The organism is Paenibacillus sp. S-38 (genome assembly GCF_049942825.1).
Classification (GTDB): Bacteria; Bacillota; Bacilli; order Paenibacillales; family NBRC-103111; genus Paenibacillus_G.
Window position 1 is genome coordinate 1,334,577 of record NZ_CP187970.1, and the last position, 15,109, is coordinate 1,349,685.

The following is a 15,109-nucleotide window of genomic DNA, read 5'->3' on the forward strand; positions in this document are numbered from 1 at the left end:
AATCGCAGGCCTTCTCCCTTGCAGCATCGCTTGACAGCCGTGCTGATCTTTACGGCTCCCTTACGGCAGCGGCTCCGCTGGCACATTGGCGATCGTCACCGCTTCGGTGAATTTCGCCGAGCCGTTCTGGCGAAGGCGCAGGTTGGCCGCGCCCGAGGCGCTGGGATTAATCTGCACATTCACGATCTTCTCGGCATGGCCGCTGGAGTCGGCCGTGAACGAGGAGATGGAGGTGTAGCCGTAAGATGTCGGCCACGTGCCGCTGCTGTTCTGTACCTTCACCACCTGGGTACCGGAGCTGGTGTAGATACCGAGTTCATATCCGGAGACCGTACTGCCCGGCGTCAGGCCGTTCAGGACGATCTTGATCTGGAACACGGCGTTGTTCGGCAGCTGCGCCTGATGCACGAAGCCGTAGGGGTTCGTCGTTGTGCCGCCGCCGCCCGAGGTCGTACCGGCTCCGTAGGAGCCTGCCTTGAACGTCGAAGGGTCCCACCACTTGTAGCCGGCGGCCGGAGTGGCCCAAGGCTCCGCCTGAGGCTCCGTGGAAGCGGAAGGCGCCTCCCAGCTGTAGAGAGAGGTTGGCTGATCGAGGGTCAGGCCCGGCACCTGGTTCAGCGCCATGTAGCTCTCCTTGGTCGCCAGCCAGTTCATCATATTCACGAGCAGGGTGCCGTCGTTCTGCTCTTTGAAACCGTCATAGGTCGTCTTCGCCGTGCCGGTTTCTTCCCGCTTGTACTTCGGCGTTGCATCCTCCACCGGCGAAGAGTCGCCGATGAATGCTGCCTTGCCGCCGCCGACTTTGGCTACAGCCGCATAAGGCCCTTCGGCTTTGCCGCCGCCGTTGTAGACGCCCTGATCCACAGCATTGCTCCACTTCGCGGTGGTCGTGGGCAGATAAACGATACCCTTGGCTTTATTCCCATCGATGATAGCAAGGGTGGAGCCGGCATGCATGGCCACCGTAGAGACGCCGTTGGTGATGCCGAAGGCTTGGGACGGCGCGACAATGCTGTTCGCAGTCACATCGCCGATCGCATTATAGCGGAACCGCACGCCGAAGTTCGATGCGAGCCAGTCGGAGCTGGCCACACCCTGCATAGCGGCGGAAGCGGCTTCCTCCGTGCCCATGCCCTTGGCCGGGTTCGTCCAGGCGCCGCGGCGGTAGCCGTTGAATACTTCGGAGGCATCCCAGCGGTTTTTGTTGCGGTCCGCGTTATAGTGGTCCGAGATGAAGAAGATCGAGCCGCCGCCCTGCACATACTGCAGCAGTGCGGACTGTTCGGAGATTTTGTAAGGAATGTTGGCTTCGCCGATGACCACGACGTCATAGCCGGAGAGATCGCTGAGTACGATCGGGGTGGACTTGCGCAGCTCCTTCACATAATACCCTTTGCCGGCCAGCGCATTCGCAAAATCGGAGAAGCCGCCGTCGATCACCCAATCCGCGGCGCCGGCCGTCTGGCCGTGCGTATTGTCGAAGAGCACCTTCTTGCCGTTCGGGGAGGCGGGGTTCAGGACGGGAGCCGGATCGGCCGGGCCCTCAGCGAGTGCTGCCGCAGGCAGCGATACGGCTGCGGCCAGGCCGCCCGCCATCATCCAGCTGCTGAGCTTGCGCAGCAGTCTTTTCGTATTTTTCCACTTCAACTTCATCTTCCTCCTAACGTTTCACTCATTTGGATAATTACAGCAGAATGTCTGTCTTTGTCCATCGTACCACACGGGAGGAGGAAGCAGTTTTAAACTTTTATAAAGGGGCCTTTCTTCCAGCCTACAACTGCCCCAATCCGCAGCTCATTCCAATAAATGATCTGATAATCCCAATAAACTAGCGGATCATTCAAACAAATCTCCGGCGAGTACCGCCAGCTCGATTCTTCCGAGTCCCGCTCCATAGGCCTGGGTCATCTCGAATGAAGAAGGAGGGGCAATCGTGCGGAAGTAATCCAGCACATCCGGCTTCCGGAACCAGTCACCGGGCTCCGGAGGGGTCAGCGGCTGGTCTTCCCATGCTTCCTCCAGCCTTGGACTGTACAGGGGAAGCGCCCCGGGGCGCAGCCGGCAGCCGTCCAGGCGTTCCTTAAGCTCGCCCCGCGGAACCGGGGGACTCAGCCTGCGGGCGGAGAACAAGTGAGGCCAGAAATCGGTGCGCGAACCGGTATGTGCCGTACCGGAGGCGAAGCGCAGGATGCCCTGATTCACCGAGGGCAGGCCGAAGAGGAGGCCGTACAGCTTTTTGCCGACTTCGATGCGTTCCTTCTTGCTGCTGAAGTCCTCCAGCGTCAAGCCGCCGAGGCGGATCAGACGCCCATCATGGTAGGGAAAGACCACCTGATTCAGCTGGAGGATGGATTGGGTATGAAAGAATAGTGTGTCCAATACGGTACGACGGTAAAGGGGGTTGCGGACAACCCGTTCTTCAATGAAATGCTGTTCGTTCACGATCAAGCCGATCGTCAGTACAGGGGAGCTGCGCTCCTGCCAGAACTGTTCCCAGACCCCGCGCATGAAAAGGGACACGCCGAGGTGTGGCAGCAGGTGGAACAGCGGACGCTGCTGCCGCAGGCTCTCCTCGTAAAGCAGCAGCTGGGGATAGGCGTCGCCGAAGATCAGGGCGTTGGCTCGCTCGAGGAACGCAAATACGCTGCGGCGCTGTTCTTCGCTGAGCAGGTAGGGAAGCAGCTCCCCCTGCAGATCCGTCATGCACCATCCTCCGTTCCGGGACACCATATGGGCAAGCAGCGCCCAATGCAGCTCGGGGCGACGGGCATACGTACGCCGGTAGGCTTCCGTGCGCGTGACGTTATTGCGGTTCTGCCGGCCCGACTCCCTGCGGATCCGCTCCAGCAGCGTCTTCTCCGCCAGCCTCAGGGGGGCTTCACTTGCCGAAGACAGAAGATGAAGCCGTCTCCGCAGCGCATCTGCCGAGGAACCGGTGACTTCCAGCGGGCGGGAGGTGTGCAGCACTTTTTTCTCGTAATCTTCAGTTTGCAGCTTGGCTTTCATCCACACAACGGCCTCTCCGGGCCACTCCGCAAGCTTCTTCAGCAGGTCTTTTCCACTCCAACGGTGGTTGCCGGAAGTCAATCGCTTCACCCCTACAGCTTTCTTTGGATACAGTTTGTATACTTTTTTGTTCCAGAAGTGCAACGTTTTGGATTTATTTGCGTACTAAATGGTATGAAAGAAATGCATTACTTTTTATTCTTATGATTCCAGGAGGTTTATATGAAAAGGAAAAATTGGAGCATGAAGTTCAGTGCCGTCATGGCCGGTGCACTGCTTGTCCTTGCAGGCTGCCAGCCTGTTTCGAATGTCGATGTCAATAAGGTGATTAACAGTTCGTTCGCCGTGAAGTCGGGCGAAGGCCGTTCGACGCTGGCTCTGGAGCTCACGCCTTCCGCGTCGTCCACCCAAACACCGGAAGAGAAGAAAGCGTTCGAGCTGCTCAGCAAACTGAAGTTTGACATTACCGAAGCGAAGACCCAAGACGCGCTGCATGCTTCCATCAAAGGGAACCTGGAATACTCTAAGGGCAAAATTCCATTCCACCTTGAAATCTCCGAGATGGACTACATACTGTGGATCGAAGGAGCCAAGAAGCCGATCGTGTTCAAAAATAACCCGGCGGCGTTCCCGCAGGGAGCGGCAGGCGGCGTTGAGCTGTCGGAGAAGCTGCAGCAGGAGATCGAAGATCTCGCGAAGAACGCCGTGGAGAAGGTACCGCAGCTGGGAGGCTTCTTCGTGAACAACTTCCCGAACCCGAGCAAGATCACGGCGGGTCAAGTAACCGAAACGGTCTACGGGGAGAGCTTGTCCCTGACGAAGGTCCATGCCGAAGTGTACGGCACCGAGCTGGCTGCGCTCGTCAAGGGCTTCCTGACGAATGTGCTGGCGGACGATGCCGGCCTGAAGGATTTCATCAGCACGCTGTATGATCTCTATGCTCCGTTCGTAAAAGCGGTAATGGAAGAGCAGGGGGAAGCAGGCAATAATGCGGCGATCGCTCCTTATCTGAACAACAAAACCCTGGCGGTGGAGTTCCTTCATAACTACATCAAGACCAGCCTCCAGCAGGCGCTTGCCCAGTATGACCAGAGCGTGGCTTCCCTGACGGAAGGCGGAGGAGAAGTGGTGAAGCCGCTGCTCAGCGACAAGCACTGGATCAAGCTTGACCTGTGGGTAGACAAGGACTACCTGCCGCGCAAGTCGGCCTTCGAATGGAACCTGACCCTGCCTGAGGACAGCGGCAGCCCGATCCAGGGGGTTAAAGTGACAAGCACCTCCGAGAATTGGAATGTGAACAAGCCGGTGACCGTATCCAAAGTCGACGTCTCCAAAGGCGTGAATGAATGGGAGCCGTCCAGCCGCATTACGGCCGGGAAGCTGCTCTCATCGCTGGAGCCGAATTCGGCGCTCTACAAGCTCTTGAAGGATGACCTGCACGTGACGCGCAAAAACATCCGTCTGGCCGCTGCTCCGGCAGGGGAAGTATACGGTACGCAGCCGTACAATGATAACGGAACGGTGATGGTTCCGGTCCGCTTCGTTACCGAGCAGCTGGATGCGGACGTGAAGTGGAACGGCGAAACGAAGAAAGTGACGATTACCGACCCTCTCAGCGGATCGATCATTGAGCTCACGATCGGCAGTACGGAAGCTGCCGTCAGCGGGAAGACGCTGACGCTCGAGAAGCCGGCGCAGCTCGTGAACAGCGCGACTTACGTTCCGGTGCGTGTCGTCTCCGAAGGCATGGGAGCGAATGTGGCTTGGGAGCAGGATACCCAAACCGTTGTCATCACACGCGAGTAGTGCATCAGGCAGCAGCAGAGCGGAGAAGGTTCCAAGCTGAATCGTTCCCCGGCCCGCTGACGGCTTAATAAGAGGATACGAACAGCCCCGCGTTTCATACCCATCAGGGTACGGAACGCGGGGCTGTTGTACTTCATCGGCGTGGATTCTCAACAGCGGAGATGCCCGCTGGAGGGAGGTTCTGCACGAAGGCATCCGCTTTCCCGGCAGCTGCCCTTGTGGGGAAGCGCCGGGAGCGGAGCTGCCTCTTCACAGCGGGGTCCAGAGTGCGTGCAAGCCGCGGCGACCCCTCTCCGGGGACGGGCGGCTGCTTCTGGGGCCAGCCTGCCTCCGGTGCAGGATTGACGTTGGCCCGGTGACGACACCAGGGCTCACATCGTGCAGCCCCGGCGCTGCGGCTCCCCTGAAGCCGCAGCGCACCCAAAACAGCCCCTGAAGATCCGCTCCGCGGGATCCAAGGGGCTGCTGCTGTAGGCATGGAGCAGGTCTTACGGTGTTCCGTCCGGCTCCTGCTCTTCTTTCTTCACGCCCGGCCGCGCGGAAGGAACGCGGCCGGCGCGGATGGCGGCCTCCCGCAGCAAGAACTCGATATGCCCGTTTACGCTGCGGAATTCATCCTGAGCCCAGCGCTCCAGCACCTCATAGAGCTTGGGATCCAGACGGAGGGGGAAGTTTTTCTTGGGTGCCATAGGCGGAGCCCGTCAGTACAGACTGCCCGTATTGATGACAGGATTCGCGGAGCGGTCCGACACGATGGCGACCAGGAGGTTATTGATCATGGCGGCCTTGCGCTCTTCATCGAGCTCAATGATGCCTTCCTGCTGGAGCTGGGCAATCGCCATCTGCACCATGCCTACGGCGCCCTCGACGATTTTGGTCCGTGCGGCAATGATGGCGGAGGCCTGCTGGCGCTGCAGCATGGCGCTGGCGATCTCGGTCGAGTAAGCGAGGTGGGTCAGCCGCGCCTCGAGCACTTCCACGCCGGCGACGGAGAGCCGCTCCTGCAGCTCGCGGCTGAGCTCCATGGCGACCTCATCGGAGTTCCCACGCAGAGAGTACCCGCTGTCGTCGAAGGCATCGTAAGGATACTTGCCGGCTACGTGGCGGAGCGCCGTCTCGCTCTGAATCTCGACGAACTGCTCGTATTGGTCGACATCGAAGGAGGCTTTGGCCGAATCCACGACACGGAAGACGACGACCGCGGCGATCTCGATCGGATTGCCTTCGATGTCGTTCACCTTCAGCCGGGTGCTGTTAAAGTTGCGTACTCGCAGCGATACTTTCTTCCGGACGGAGAAGGGCACCGTCATCCAGAAGCCGCTCTCGCGCAGGGTGCCCGTGTAGCTGCCGAAGAAGGTCACGACAAGCGCCTGGTTGGGCTGCACGATGGCGAAGCCGGCCAGAATCGGTACGGATGCGGCAAGGAGCAGGACGCCCAGAACAGGGAGGGTCTCTGTGGCCAGCAAGCCGAGCCCGGCGGCATAAAGCAGCACAATGACAAGAATTCCGATAAATCCGCTGACGGCCCAAGCGTTTCTTTCTTTCATACGGTATCGCTCCTTCATCTTGAGTTGATACTGATATGATATCACTTTTAGAAATAACTGTAAACCAAAGTATGCCGGAAGTCCGTACTATTATTGACAGGGGCTGCAGGGAATGCTACCCTAAGGCAAACTTAAAAAAGGTGGTGCCCGTCATGGAACAAATCCGTACCGAAGAGGCATTCAGGGAGAGGGTCGGCGCCTCCAAGCTGACCGTAGCGGTATTCAAGACCACATGGTGCAAAGACTGCCACTTCATCGACCCGTTCATGCCCCAGCTGGAAGAGGCTTATGCCGATCAGCTCACGTTCATCCATATTGACCGCGACGATCTTCCGGATCTCTGCTCGGAGCTGAATATTCTCGGTATTCCGAGCTTCATCGCCTTCCGCGAAGGCAAGGAATTGATCCGGTTCGTGAGCAAGCTGCGCAAGACCCGGGAGGAGATCGAGGAATTCCTGAACCGCGCCGTCCAGGTATCCGAAGCGCTCTCCCAATAAAAGTCCGTATGCCGCGAAAGCCCGCCGGAACCTGATTCCGGCGGGCTTTCGCGGCTGCTCAAACCGGCAATCTGTTTCGGTTCTATGAACTCTCCCCCCCGCCAAATCCTTCTTTCAAGGCTTTGTAACAATTGCGCATGGATTCCCATTCTGTTTATCGCTATAATGTAGAGGAGTCTTCAGGCTTGTCAGTTGTTGTCGACTTTCATGCGGCAGAACGTGTTTCCAAGGACACATGCAATGATTATTGAAGCGGAGCGGGTGAGGTAAAAACACATGATGAATATACAGAAGTGGCTCAAACATTTATCCTTCGCTTCCATGGCCGGAATGTTCCTGATCCTGGTGATGGGCGCACTCGTGACCAAGACGGAATCGGGACGCGGCTGCGGTGACGATTGGCCGCTGTGCAACGGCAAGTTCGTGCCGGCATATACGATTGAATCCTTCATAGAATACAGTCACCGCTTCGTTGTGGGCGTGGTCGGTCTGATCCTTTTGGCCACAACGATTATGGTGTTCCTCTACAGCAAGCGCAAGGATGCCAAGTGGTACGTCGGGGGAGCGATGCTGTTCACGGTGCTCCAGGCGATCCTGGGCGCCATGGCGGTTGTATGGCCTCAATCCTCGGCTGTGCTGGCGCTGCATTTCGGGTTTTCGCTGCTTTCCTTTGCCTTTACGCTTCTTCTGTACCTGGTATACACCCGGTTCGGCGGAGCGATGAACAAGGGGGACGGAACCAGACTTACCTCCGGCGTCAGATGGGCGGTGTGGGGAGTCCTGATCTACTCCTATGTTGTAGTCTACTTGGGCGCTTTCGTCCGGCATACGGAGGCGGTTGGCGGCTGTATCGGCTGGCCGCTGTGCAACGGGCAGGTCATCCCCGAGATGGCGGGCGGGACGGCGATTGTGTTCATTCACCGCGTGGCGGCAGCCCTGCTGGGTCTCTCGATTCTCACGCTGTTTCTCTTCATCCGGGCTCAGGCGTCGCGGGACAGCGCAGTGTATCAAGCCGCGCTGTACTCCCTGATCCTTGTAACTTTGCAGATTCTCAGCGGCGGGTTCGTGACGCTGGCGATCGGCTACGACATCTATCTGCTCGCAAGTTTGCTTCATGCGATGCTGGTATCGTTCCTGTTCGGTGTTCTTTGTTATCTTGGGATTGCTTCCGTGCAAACGGCGGAACGATCCTCTGCGAAGGCTTACGCGGCTTCCCGGCTGCCGTAAGCCTTCTTTTTTGCTTGGGACTAGGATACAATGACAACAATGATCCGGAGTACGCCGGGGTTTCGTTCTAAGGAGGAGTTATCATATGCAGGAGAGCATCCGGGCTTCCCGGCTGCTACCGCACCTGGGCTTCGTTATCGTCTATGTGCTGTGGGGGATTAATATTTGCTCGATGAAATTCGGAGGACAGCAGTGGGATCCGCTCGTATTCGGTGCTCTGCGCTATGCCTCTATCCTTCCGTTTCTATGGGGATATACCTGGTGGTATTTCCGGAAGCACCGGGGGCGTCTCAAGCTGCAGATCACACCGCGGGATCTGGCCCTTGTAGCCCTGCTCGGCGTGGTTTCCGCCGTAGGTATGGAGGTTGTCCTGCAGTATGCGCTGCAGTATTCCAATTCCGCCAACGGCGCGGTCCTCGGCCGCGGCTTCATGCCGGTCATCACCGCCTGTATCGCGCTGCTGCTCAAAGATCTTCGGCTGACGCCAACGGTCATGATCGGCATTCCGTTGGCGCTCGGAAGCGTGATTCTGATCGTCGCCGGTGGACCGAACGGGTTCCACCTAGGGCCGGAGACGCTTCGTGGGGATCTGCTTCTGCTGCTCCGCAGCTTCCTCGGCGCCTTGTACCTGATCGGCATGAACCGGCTGGTCGGCCGCTATCCGCTGGCACTGCTTGTATCGCTGGAGATGACGGCGGGCGCAGTCGCCCTGCTGCCGTTCCTCTTCCTGAACGCGGATATGGCCTATCTTCTGTCCCGCTCGGATCTTGCCTGGCTGTCCTTGTCCTACACCGCGCTGTTCGCGACCCTGATCGGCTTCTCCATCCATAACTGGAGCCTGGCCCGTCTAGGGCCGTTCAAGGCTTCGGTCTACGGTTACCTGCTGCCGGTTACAGCGGCGGCCGCAGGCTATGTCCTGCTCGGCGAGGAGCTCGGCTGGAACCAGTATGTGGGCGGGGCCGGCGTCCTCTTCGCCATGTACCTGGTCCAGCGGGACCGGATGCAGCTGCTTAAGGCTTCCGCTGCACCGCCTGTAAGCGGTGCGGAGAAGCAGGCGTAGCGCCTGAAGAGGCCTGCCGTGGGCTTACTCTGCATTCATGCAGCACGGCACGGGTCTGGACGCATGAACGCATCAGACACCAGCACCGCGCCGCCCTTTCTCCCAAATAACGCCTAACATAGGAAGGAATAAGCCGCTCAGCATACGGAATCGGGGCGAGCGGAGCTTCGTCGGCAGCACCGGGGTGTTTTCACCCCTCCCATTTTCGGGTATACTACCTTGACATCTTCCTACACTACCAGATTACGGAGACCTAACTTATGCTGAGAGCCCTATTCGGAGAACCGCCCCGTCAGGAGACGGGAGAGCTTATGGAGGCCAACCAGGCCATCCGGGAATACCTGGAGAGGCTGGCGACGATTCCGTCCCCCAAGCAGTCCCCCCAGGAGCGCAAATTCATCATCTGGTGCCAGAGCTTCCTGCGTGCGCTGGATGAGCTAGAGCAGAGCCAATATGCCGCCGCCCAGTACGGACGCAGTGTAAGCAGTGCTTACATCGACCAGATGCCGGCGGAGGAGCATGCCAACTATCACCGCCATATCTATTTTTACAAGAATGCGATTATCCGCCTGTTCGCGATCCTCGACAAGCTGGGATACTTCTTGAACGAGCGCTTCGAACTGAAGACGGAGCGGGTCAAGACCCGGTTTTCCTATTTTACCGTACTGCGGAACATGCATCAGAACGGCCTCTATCCCGATCTCGAACAGATGCTCTATGAGCTCAAGACCAAGCATAAGGAACCGCTTACCCGGCTGCGAGAGCAGCGGAACACGGAGATTCATACGATCAATGCGGACCTGCTCGACGATCTGCTTCAAGCGGAGCAGGCCAAATACGGAGAGCGGACCCGCATCGGGACGGAGGATATCCAGGGGAATATGAAGGACCTTGAAGAGGCCTGCCTGATGGCTTTCAAGACCGTAGCGACCGCCTTCCATTATCTCGTCCATCCTCCGGCGGCGGAGGAGCAGAAGGCCAGAGAGAAGGCGCGCGGGAAGGGGAGGGACAGTTGAATCCCTTCCGGGCATCCACTATACTTTGGGATGAGGCATGGGCAACATGAGCCATGCGCATATCCCGGAGGTAGGAGTCATGGTACACGATAGAAGAACGGCCCTCATAACCGGAAGCGCCAAGGGGCTCGGGAAAATGACCGCACTTCAGCTGGCCGGGCAGGGGTTTAATCTCGTCATCAACTATGTGCACAGTGAGCGGGAAGCGGAGGAGCTCTACGGGCTGATTCAGGCCAAAGGGGCTGCCTGCCATGTCGTACAGGGCAGTGTCGCACGGCCGGAAGACCGCGAGCGGCTGGTGCGGGAAGCGGCAGACCGGTTCGGAAGCATCGACGTGCTGATCAACAATGCCGGACCGTTCGTCCGGGAACGCAGGCTGTTCCGCGAATACGGAACCGATGAGATTACGGAGCTGATGCAGGGCAATCTGCTCGGTGTGATGCATCTGGATCATCTTGTCATTCCCATGATGAGAAGCAGGCAGTGGGGGCGGATTATCCACTTCGGCTTCGGCCATGCGTCCGAAGCGCGCGGCTGGCCTCACCGGGCGGTCTACGCCGCGGCGAAGGTCGGACTCGTATCCTTCACGAAGACACTCGCCGTGGAAGAAGCGGCCAGCGGGATTACGGTCAATATGATCTGTCCTGGGGATATCCGGGGGGATAATAAGGAACGGATGATTCACGAGGTCGAACATATCCTCGATGACGAGTCGCCGAGGGGACGCCCGGGCACGGGAGAGGATATCGCGCGGGTCATTGCTTTCTTGTGCGAGGACCGGTCCGACTTTCTCACCGGCAATATTATGGATGTCTCGGGTGGTCTGGATCCCATCCGTGCGATGATCCCCCGCCCGTCCGGCCCGCCGGGTCCAAGCAAATAGCCCTGCGCCGCCGCAGGAACGGCGGGCACAGGGCTATCTTTGGTTGGAACGAGGCGGGCTTGACGGTGATCAGGCCCTCGGGATTAGAATACCTGCATAACCTCTTGAATGCCTTCGACTTCCTCGAGCAGGGCACGCTCGATCCCGGCCTTCAATGTGATGGTCGAGCTTGGGCAGCTGCCGCAGGCACCAACCAGACGGAGCTTCACGATTCCGTCTTCGACGTCTACAAGCTCAACGTCGCCGCCGTCACGCTGAAGAAACGGTCGCAGTTTATCTAGAACTTCAAGCACCTCGTCATACGTAGTGCTTTGCTGTGTATTCTCGCTCATTTGCATCATCTCCCTTCTTTCTTATATTATATTACAAACCGTCTTAAATTAAAATGGCTCAGAGGCAGGCGAGCAGGGATATGAGACCCATTATTGAATTTTGCACGAACAATATGCATCACGGGACCGAGAAGCTTATGAAGAAGCTCGAAGAGAACCCCGAGTATGATGTGATCGAATACGGATGCCTGGGCAACTGCGGCGAGTGCTACCTGGCTCCCTTCGCTTTGGTGAACGGAGAGATCGTGGCCGCACCGGATGCGGAAGGACTGGAAATCCTGATAGCCCAAAAAATCAAAGAGATCGAGGATATGCTCGATCTCTTGGGCGGCTGATCAGCCGAGGTGGAATTTGGACATCCAGAGGACACCGCTTTTGAGGGCCCGCGGCATTTTGCCCGTCATGACGGTGCGTTTGCCCATCAGGCCAAAACCCGATTTTTTGCCGAGTGAACCGAGAACTCCCTTGAGCTTGATTTTGCCGAGCCGGGGAGTTTCGTTTTTCCATAAGGCCTGAAGCACTTCCGCGACCTGCTTCCCCTGCGCTTCGGCGGCTTGGCCGCTCGGAGAGAAGGGAAGCGACGCACAGTCGCCGACGACATACACGTTGGTGTAATCCGGAAGCTGGTGATACTCGTTAATGGTAAGCCGTCCTTGATTGTCTTTGGGCAGATCCAGCTGCTGGACGATCGGGCTTGGCTGTATGCCGGCCGTCCAGATCGTCATGTCCGTATGAATAATCTCCTGCTGGTTGTACAGCAGCCCGCTCTCCAGTCTGGCCAGCGAGACGTGGGTGCGCATCTCGATGTCGTGCTCCGTCATCCACTCCCGGACAAAGCGCTGCAGCTTATCGGGGAATGGGGAGAGCACGCTCGCTCCGCGGTCGATAATCCGGATATTGAGGTCCGGACGGCTCTCGCGCAGCTCCGCCGCCATCTCGACCCCGCTGAGTCCCCCGCCGACAATGGAAACCTGGCCGTAGGGAGCGATATCGTTGGCGCATTGGTACGTCTTGCGCGTGGATGACAGGGATTGGATGCTGTGAGAGTATTCTTCGGCACCCGGGATGTTATGGTATTTGTCCACACAGCCGAGGGCGATTACCAGCCAATCGTAAGAGAGCGGCTCATCGTTATCAAAACGCACCAGCTTGTTCTCCGGGTCCACGGAAGAGACTTCCCCATACTTCAGGATCAATCTCGGATCCACCGGGAACGATACCCGGATGTCCTTGTCGGACACAGTTCCCGCGGCAAGCGCGTAATATTCCGTCTTGAGCCCCTGATACGGCATACGGTCGACGAGAATCATCACCGTATCTGCCGGCAGGTCCCCATCCAGCAGTTCTTGAGCTACGGTCAGACCGCCGTAGCCTCCGCCCAAAATCACAAGTTTTTTCATAGCACGGCAAACCCTTTCTGTATTACGTATTAATAAACCTTAATCTCGTTATAGAAGGTGTCCCTCTCCACCGGGGTCCGTCCGGCTCCCTTGATCAGGAAGACGAGCTCATCCCGTGTCAGGCCTTCCGGAGACAGGGCTCCCGCCGCGTGGGAAATACGTTCTTGAATGATGGTGCCATGCGCATCGGAAGCCCCGAAGTTCAAGGCGATCTGCGTCAGCTGAGTCCCGAGATTAATGAAGTAAGCTTTGATGTGCTGGATGTTGTCCAGCATCAGACGCGAGATGGCGATCGTCTTCAGGTTGTCGGTGGCCGATACGAAACGCTTCAGTCCCGCACCACTGGCCGGCTGGACTGCATTCGGAATGAATACCATGAAGCCGCCGGTCTCGTCCTGCAGCTCACGAAGGTAGATCATGTGCTGTATGCGCTCCTGCAGCGTCTCAATCGATCCGAACAGCATCGTTGCATGCGTCTTCATCCCAAGCAGGTGCGCCGTGCGCTGGATTTCGAGCCACTGGTCGGTGGATGCTTTGTCGACCAGATGCATCTTCTTGCGGTACCGGTCGGAGAGAATCTCCGCCCCGCCGCCCGGCATCGTATCAAGCCCGGCATCCATAAGCTGCTGCAGGACCTCTTTATAACTTACCCCGCTCAGCCGGGAAAAAAACTCAATTTCGGCAGCGGTATGAGCTTTTATGGTGATGTTCGGATACCGCTTCTTGAGAGCGCGGATGTTCTCCACATAGTACTTGAACGGAACGTTGGCGTTGTGTCCGCCCGTGATATGAAACTCTTGAAGGCCCGGATGGTAATGCTTATCAATGTATTCGAACATCTCCTCCGGAGACAGGGTATAAGCCCCCGGTTGCCCTTCATCCCGGCGGAAATGGCAGAACGCACAGTGCTCTTCGCAGACATTGGTAAAATAAAGGCTCATATTGTCCACAAAGTACACCTTCTTGCCGTTCTTGCGCAGGTTGACCCGATTCGCTAATTGGCCAATGGTCGGCAGGTCGTCCGACTCATACAAAAATACCCCGTCTTCCAGGGTGAGACGCTCGCCGTGCTCCACTTTCTCGGCGATTTCAGCCATGCGTCTATCTTGGCCGCTGATGATGGTGCTCATAATCAAACCCACCTCCGTTAACTGTATAAGCGTTCCTGAAGGATATGCTGCTGGGAACGCGAAATGAAACTGCAGGAAAAGTACGATTGGGTATAGTGTATCCCGTGAGGCCGCCTGTATTTGTGCAGGAAGGCCAACCGGTGATTCTGATGAAATGACGGATGGAATCAGGCCCGGTATGAGGGTACTTTTCAAAACACAATATTCCTATTATAAACCTACCACTTGTAAGGGGCAATACAGGAATCGACAATCGCTTCGGCTTCCCGCGGTACCGTGATACAGTAAAAACCAATCGACATCGGCATGTATGGCTGAAATTTCAATAAAACGGAATGCTTCCTATTCTCAATAGGGAGTGTTTCTAGTATACTTACTTTTTAGCAAATCAGAAGATGCTCCTGCTGCCTGCAGGTGTTCATCATACATAAGGCGGTGCGGTATTGCTGGTCCCGGGTTCCTTCGATCTGCAGTCAAGCATTTCCCTTGAGATCGAGAAGCTCAGGGAGCGGCTCGTCACGCTCGGCATCCGTTTCGGTCTCATGCATCCGGAAGTGCAGGAGTGCAGTCGGCAGTTGGATGAACTGCTCCTCAAATATTACGAAACGGTCCGTCATCACAAGAACACCCCCTCTTGAGCCGTACGGAGGGAAGGAGTATAATCTGAAGTAACGGATGGGATATACTCGATCCGCTTATTCTACAATATCAGCGGACCTTCTAAGGTCTGACGGCTTGATATACCCTAAGGAGGTAGAACGTTCATGATCACAATCAGCGAATCGGCTGCGGATAAAATCAAACTCATGCTGGCTGCGGAGGAAGCGCCTGACCTGTTCCTGCGCGTTGGTGTCAAGGAGGGCGGCTGCAGCGGCTTCTCCTATGGCATGGGCTTCGACGATAACCAGCACGATGAAGATAAAGTGTACGACATCCACGGCCTCAAGGTCGTCGTTGACGGCGAGAGCTCCAAGTACCTCTACGGTGTGGAGATCGACTACCAGGAATCCGGTATGGGCGGCGGCTTCACCATCAATAACCCGAACGCCGTGGCCTCGTGCGGCTGCGGTTCATCCTTCAAGCCGGCCGGATATGAAGGAACACCGGAGAAATGCGACGAGTAACATGATGTCATGAAGATTACGGGCTTTCCCTTCGTTCCCTCGAATTAGGGGAATGAGCGGAAAGCTCTTTTTGTTTTGCTG

The 15,109-nt window shown here is 57.3% G+C and carries 16 protein-coding genes; 9 read left to right on the forward strand and 7 right to left on the reverse strand.

The window, feature by feature from the left end:
* Window positions 1–60: 60 nt before the first annotated feature.
* Both ACP26L_RS06360 and ACP26L_RS06365 read right to left on the reverse strand, forming a co-directional pair.
* Window positions 61–1,653: a DNA-binding protein gene (locus ACP26L_RS06360; protein WP_426451715.1), complete on the reverse strand. Its 1,593-nt coding sequence runs from the start codon at window positions 1,651–1,653 to the stop codon at window positions 61–63.
* 183 nt (window positions 1,654–1,836) lie between these two features.
* Entirely contained in the window at window positions 1,837–3,006 is a 1,170-nt protein-coding gene (locus ACP26L_RS06365; protein WP_426451717.1) for a DUF2515 domain-containing protein, read from the reverse strand.
* 222 nt (window positions 3,007–3,228) lie between these two features.
* Here ACP26L_RS06365 and ACP26L_RS06370 point away from each other — a divergent pair, with 222 nt between their 5' ends.
* Complete coding sequence (locus ACP26L_RS06370; RefSeq protein ID WP_426451719.1) at window positions 3,229–4,812, forward strand: copper amine oxidase N-terminal domain-containing protein; 1,584 nt, start codon at window positions 3,229–3,231, stop codon at window positions 4,810–4,812.
* A gap of 488 nt (window positions 4,813–5,300) precedes the next feature.
* Here the strand turns inward: ACP26L_RS06370 and ACP26L_RS06375 are convergent, their stop codons facing one another.
* Both ACP26L_RS06375 and ACP26L_RS06380 read right to left on the reverse strand, forming a co-directional pair.
* On the reverse strand, window positions 5,301–5,501 hold the full coding sequence (locus ACP26L_RS06375; RefSeq protein ID WP_426451720.1) for a hypothetical protein: 201 nt from the start codon (window positions 5,499–5,501) through the stop codon (window positions 5,301–5,303).
* Between the two features lie 12 nt (window positions 5,502–5,513).
* Window positions 5,514–6,359: an SPFH domain-containing protein gene (locus ACP26L_RS06380; RefSeq protein WP_426451722.1), complete on the reverse strand. Its 846-nt coding sequence runs from the start codon at window positions 6,357–6,359 to the stop codon at window positions 5,514–5,516.
* A 71-nt stretch (window positions 6,360–6,430) separates the two neighbouring features.
* Between ACP26L_RS06380 and ACP26L_RS06385 the strand changes: the two genes are divergently transcribed.
* The 5 genes from ACP26L_RS06385 to ACP26L_RS06405 all read left to right on the forward strand — a co-directional run bounded on the left by ACP26L_RS06385 (window position 6,431) and on the right by ACP26L_RS06405 (window position 11,042).
* Window positions 6,431–6,856 (forward strand): thioredoxin family protein, encoded by a 426-nt coding sequence (locus tag ACP26L_RS06385; RefSeq protein WP_426451724.1) that lies wholly within the window; start codon window positions 6,431–6,433, stop codon window positions 6,854–6,856.
* A gap of 276 nt (window positions 6,857–7,132) precedes the next feature.
* Window positions 7,133–8,083: a COX15/CtaA family protein gene (locus tag ACP26L_RS06390; RefSeq protein WP_426451726.1), complete on the forward strand. Its 951-nt coding sequence runs from the start codon at window positions 7,133–7,135 to the stop codon at window positions 8,081–8,083.
* A gap of 85 nt (window positions 8,084–8,168) precedes the next feature.
* Complete coding sequence (locus tag ACP26L_RS06395) at window positions 8,169–9,143, forward strand: DMT family transporter (RefSeq protein ID WP_426451727.1); 975 nt, start codon at window positions 8,169–8,171, stop codon at window positions 9,141–9,143.
* Window positions 9,144–9,403: 260 nt separating this feature from the next.
* The gene (locus ACP26L_RS06400; RefSeq protein ID WP_426451729.1) at window positions 9,404–10,159 is read left to right on the forward strand and encodes a Cthe_2314 family HEPN domain-containing protein; all 756 of its coding nucleotides are present in this window, start codon (window positions 9,404–9,406) and stop codon (window positions 10,157–10,159) included.
* A gap of 79 nt (window positions 10,160–10,238) precedes the next feature.
* Window positions 10,239–11,042 (forward strand): SDR family oxidoreductase, encoded by an 804-nt coding sequence (locus ACP26L_RS06405; RefSeq protein ID WP_426451730.1) that lies wholly within the window; start codon window positions 10,239–10,241, stop codon window positions 11,040–11,042.
* Between the two features lie 83 nt (window positions 11,043–11,125).
* Here ACP26L_RS06405 and ACP26L_RS06410 read toward each other — a convergent pair whose 3' ends face one another.
* Entirely contained in the window at window positions 11,126–11,374 is a 249-nt protein-coding gene (locus tag ACP26L_RS06410; RefSeq protein WP_013917428.1) for a NifU family protein, read from the reverse strand.
* A gap of 80 nt (window positions 11,375–11,454) precedes the next feature.
* On the opposite strand from ACP26L_RS06410, the gene ACP26L_RS06415 reads away from it, so the two are divergent.
* Window positions 11,455–11,709 carry a YuzB family protein gene (locus tag ACP26L_RS06415; protein WP_426451732.1) on the forward strand — a complete coding sequence of 85 codons (255 nt, stop codon included), beginning with the start codon at window positions 11,455–11,457 and terminating at the stop codon, window positions 11,707–11,709.
* Here the strand turns inward: ACP26L_RS06415 and ACP26L_RS06420 are convergent, their stop codons facing one another.
* A complete protein-coding gene (locus ACP26L_RS06420) occupies window positions 11,710–12,774 on the reverse strand; it encodes an NAD(P)/FAD-dependent oxidoreductase (protein WP_426451733.1) in 1,065 nt (354 codons plus the stop codon).
* Window positions 12,775–12,803: 29 nt separating this feature from the next.
* Window positions 12,804–13,904, reverse strand: a complete 1,101-nt coding sequence (gene mqnE, locus ACP26L_RS06425; RefSeq protein ID WP_426451735.1) for an aminofutalosine synthase MqnE — start codon at window positions 13,902–13,904, stop codon at window positions 12,804–12,806.
* 443 nt (window positions 13,905–14,347) lie between these two features.
* Between mqnE and ACP26L_RS06430 the strand changes: the two genes are divergently transcribed.
* Complete coding sequence (locus tag ACP26L_RS06430; protein WP_426451736.1) at window positions 14,348–14,542, forward strand: aspartyl-phosphate phosphatase Spo0E family protein; 195 nt, start codon at window positions 14,348–14,350, stop codon at window positions 14,540–14,542.
* Window positions 14,543–14,668: 126 nt separating this feature from the next.
* Window positions 14,669–15,028 (forward strand): HesB/IscA family protein, encoded by a 360-nt coding sequence (locus tag ACP26L_RS06435; protein ID WP_426451738.1) that lies wholly within the window; start codon window positions 14,669–14,671, stop codon window positions 15,026–15,028.
* Window positions 15,029–15,109: the final 81 nt, after the last annotated feature.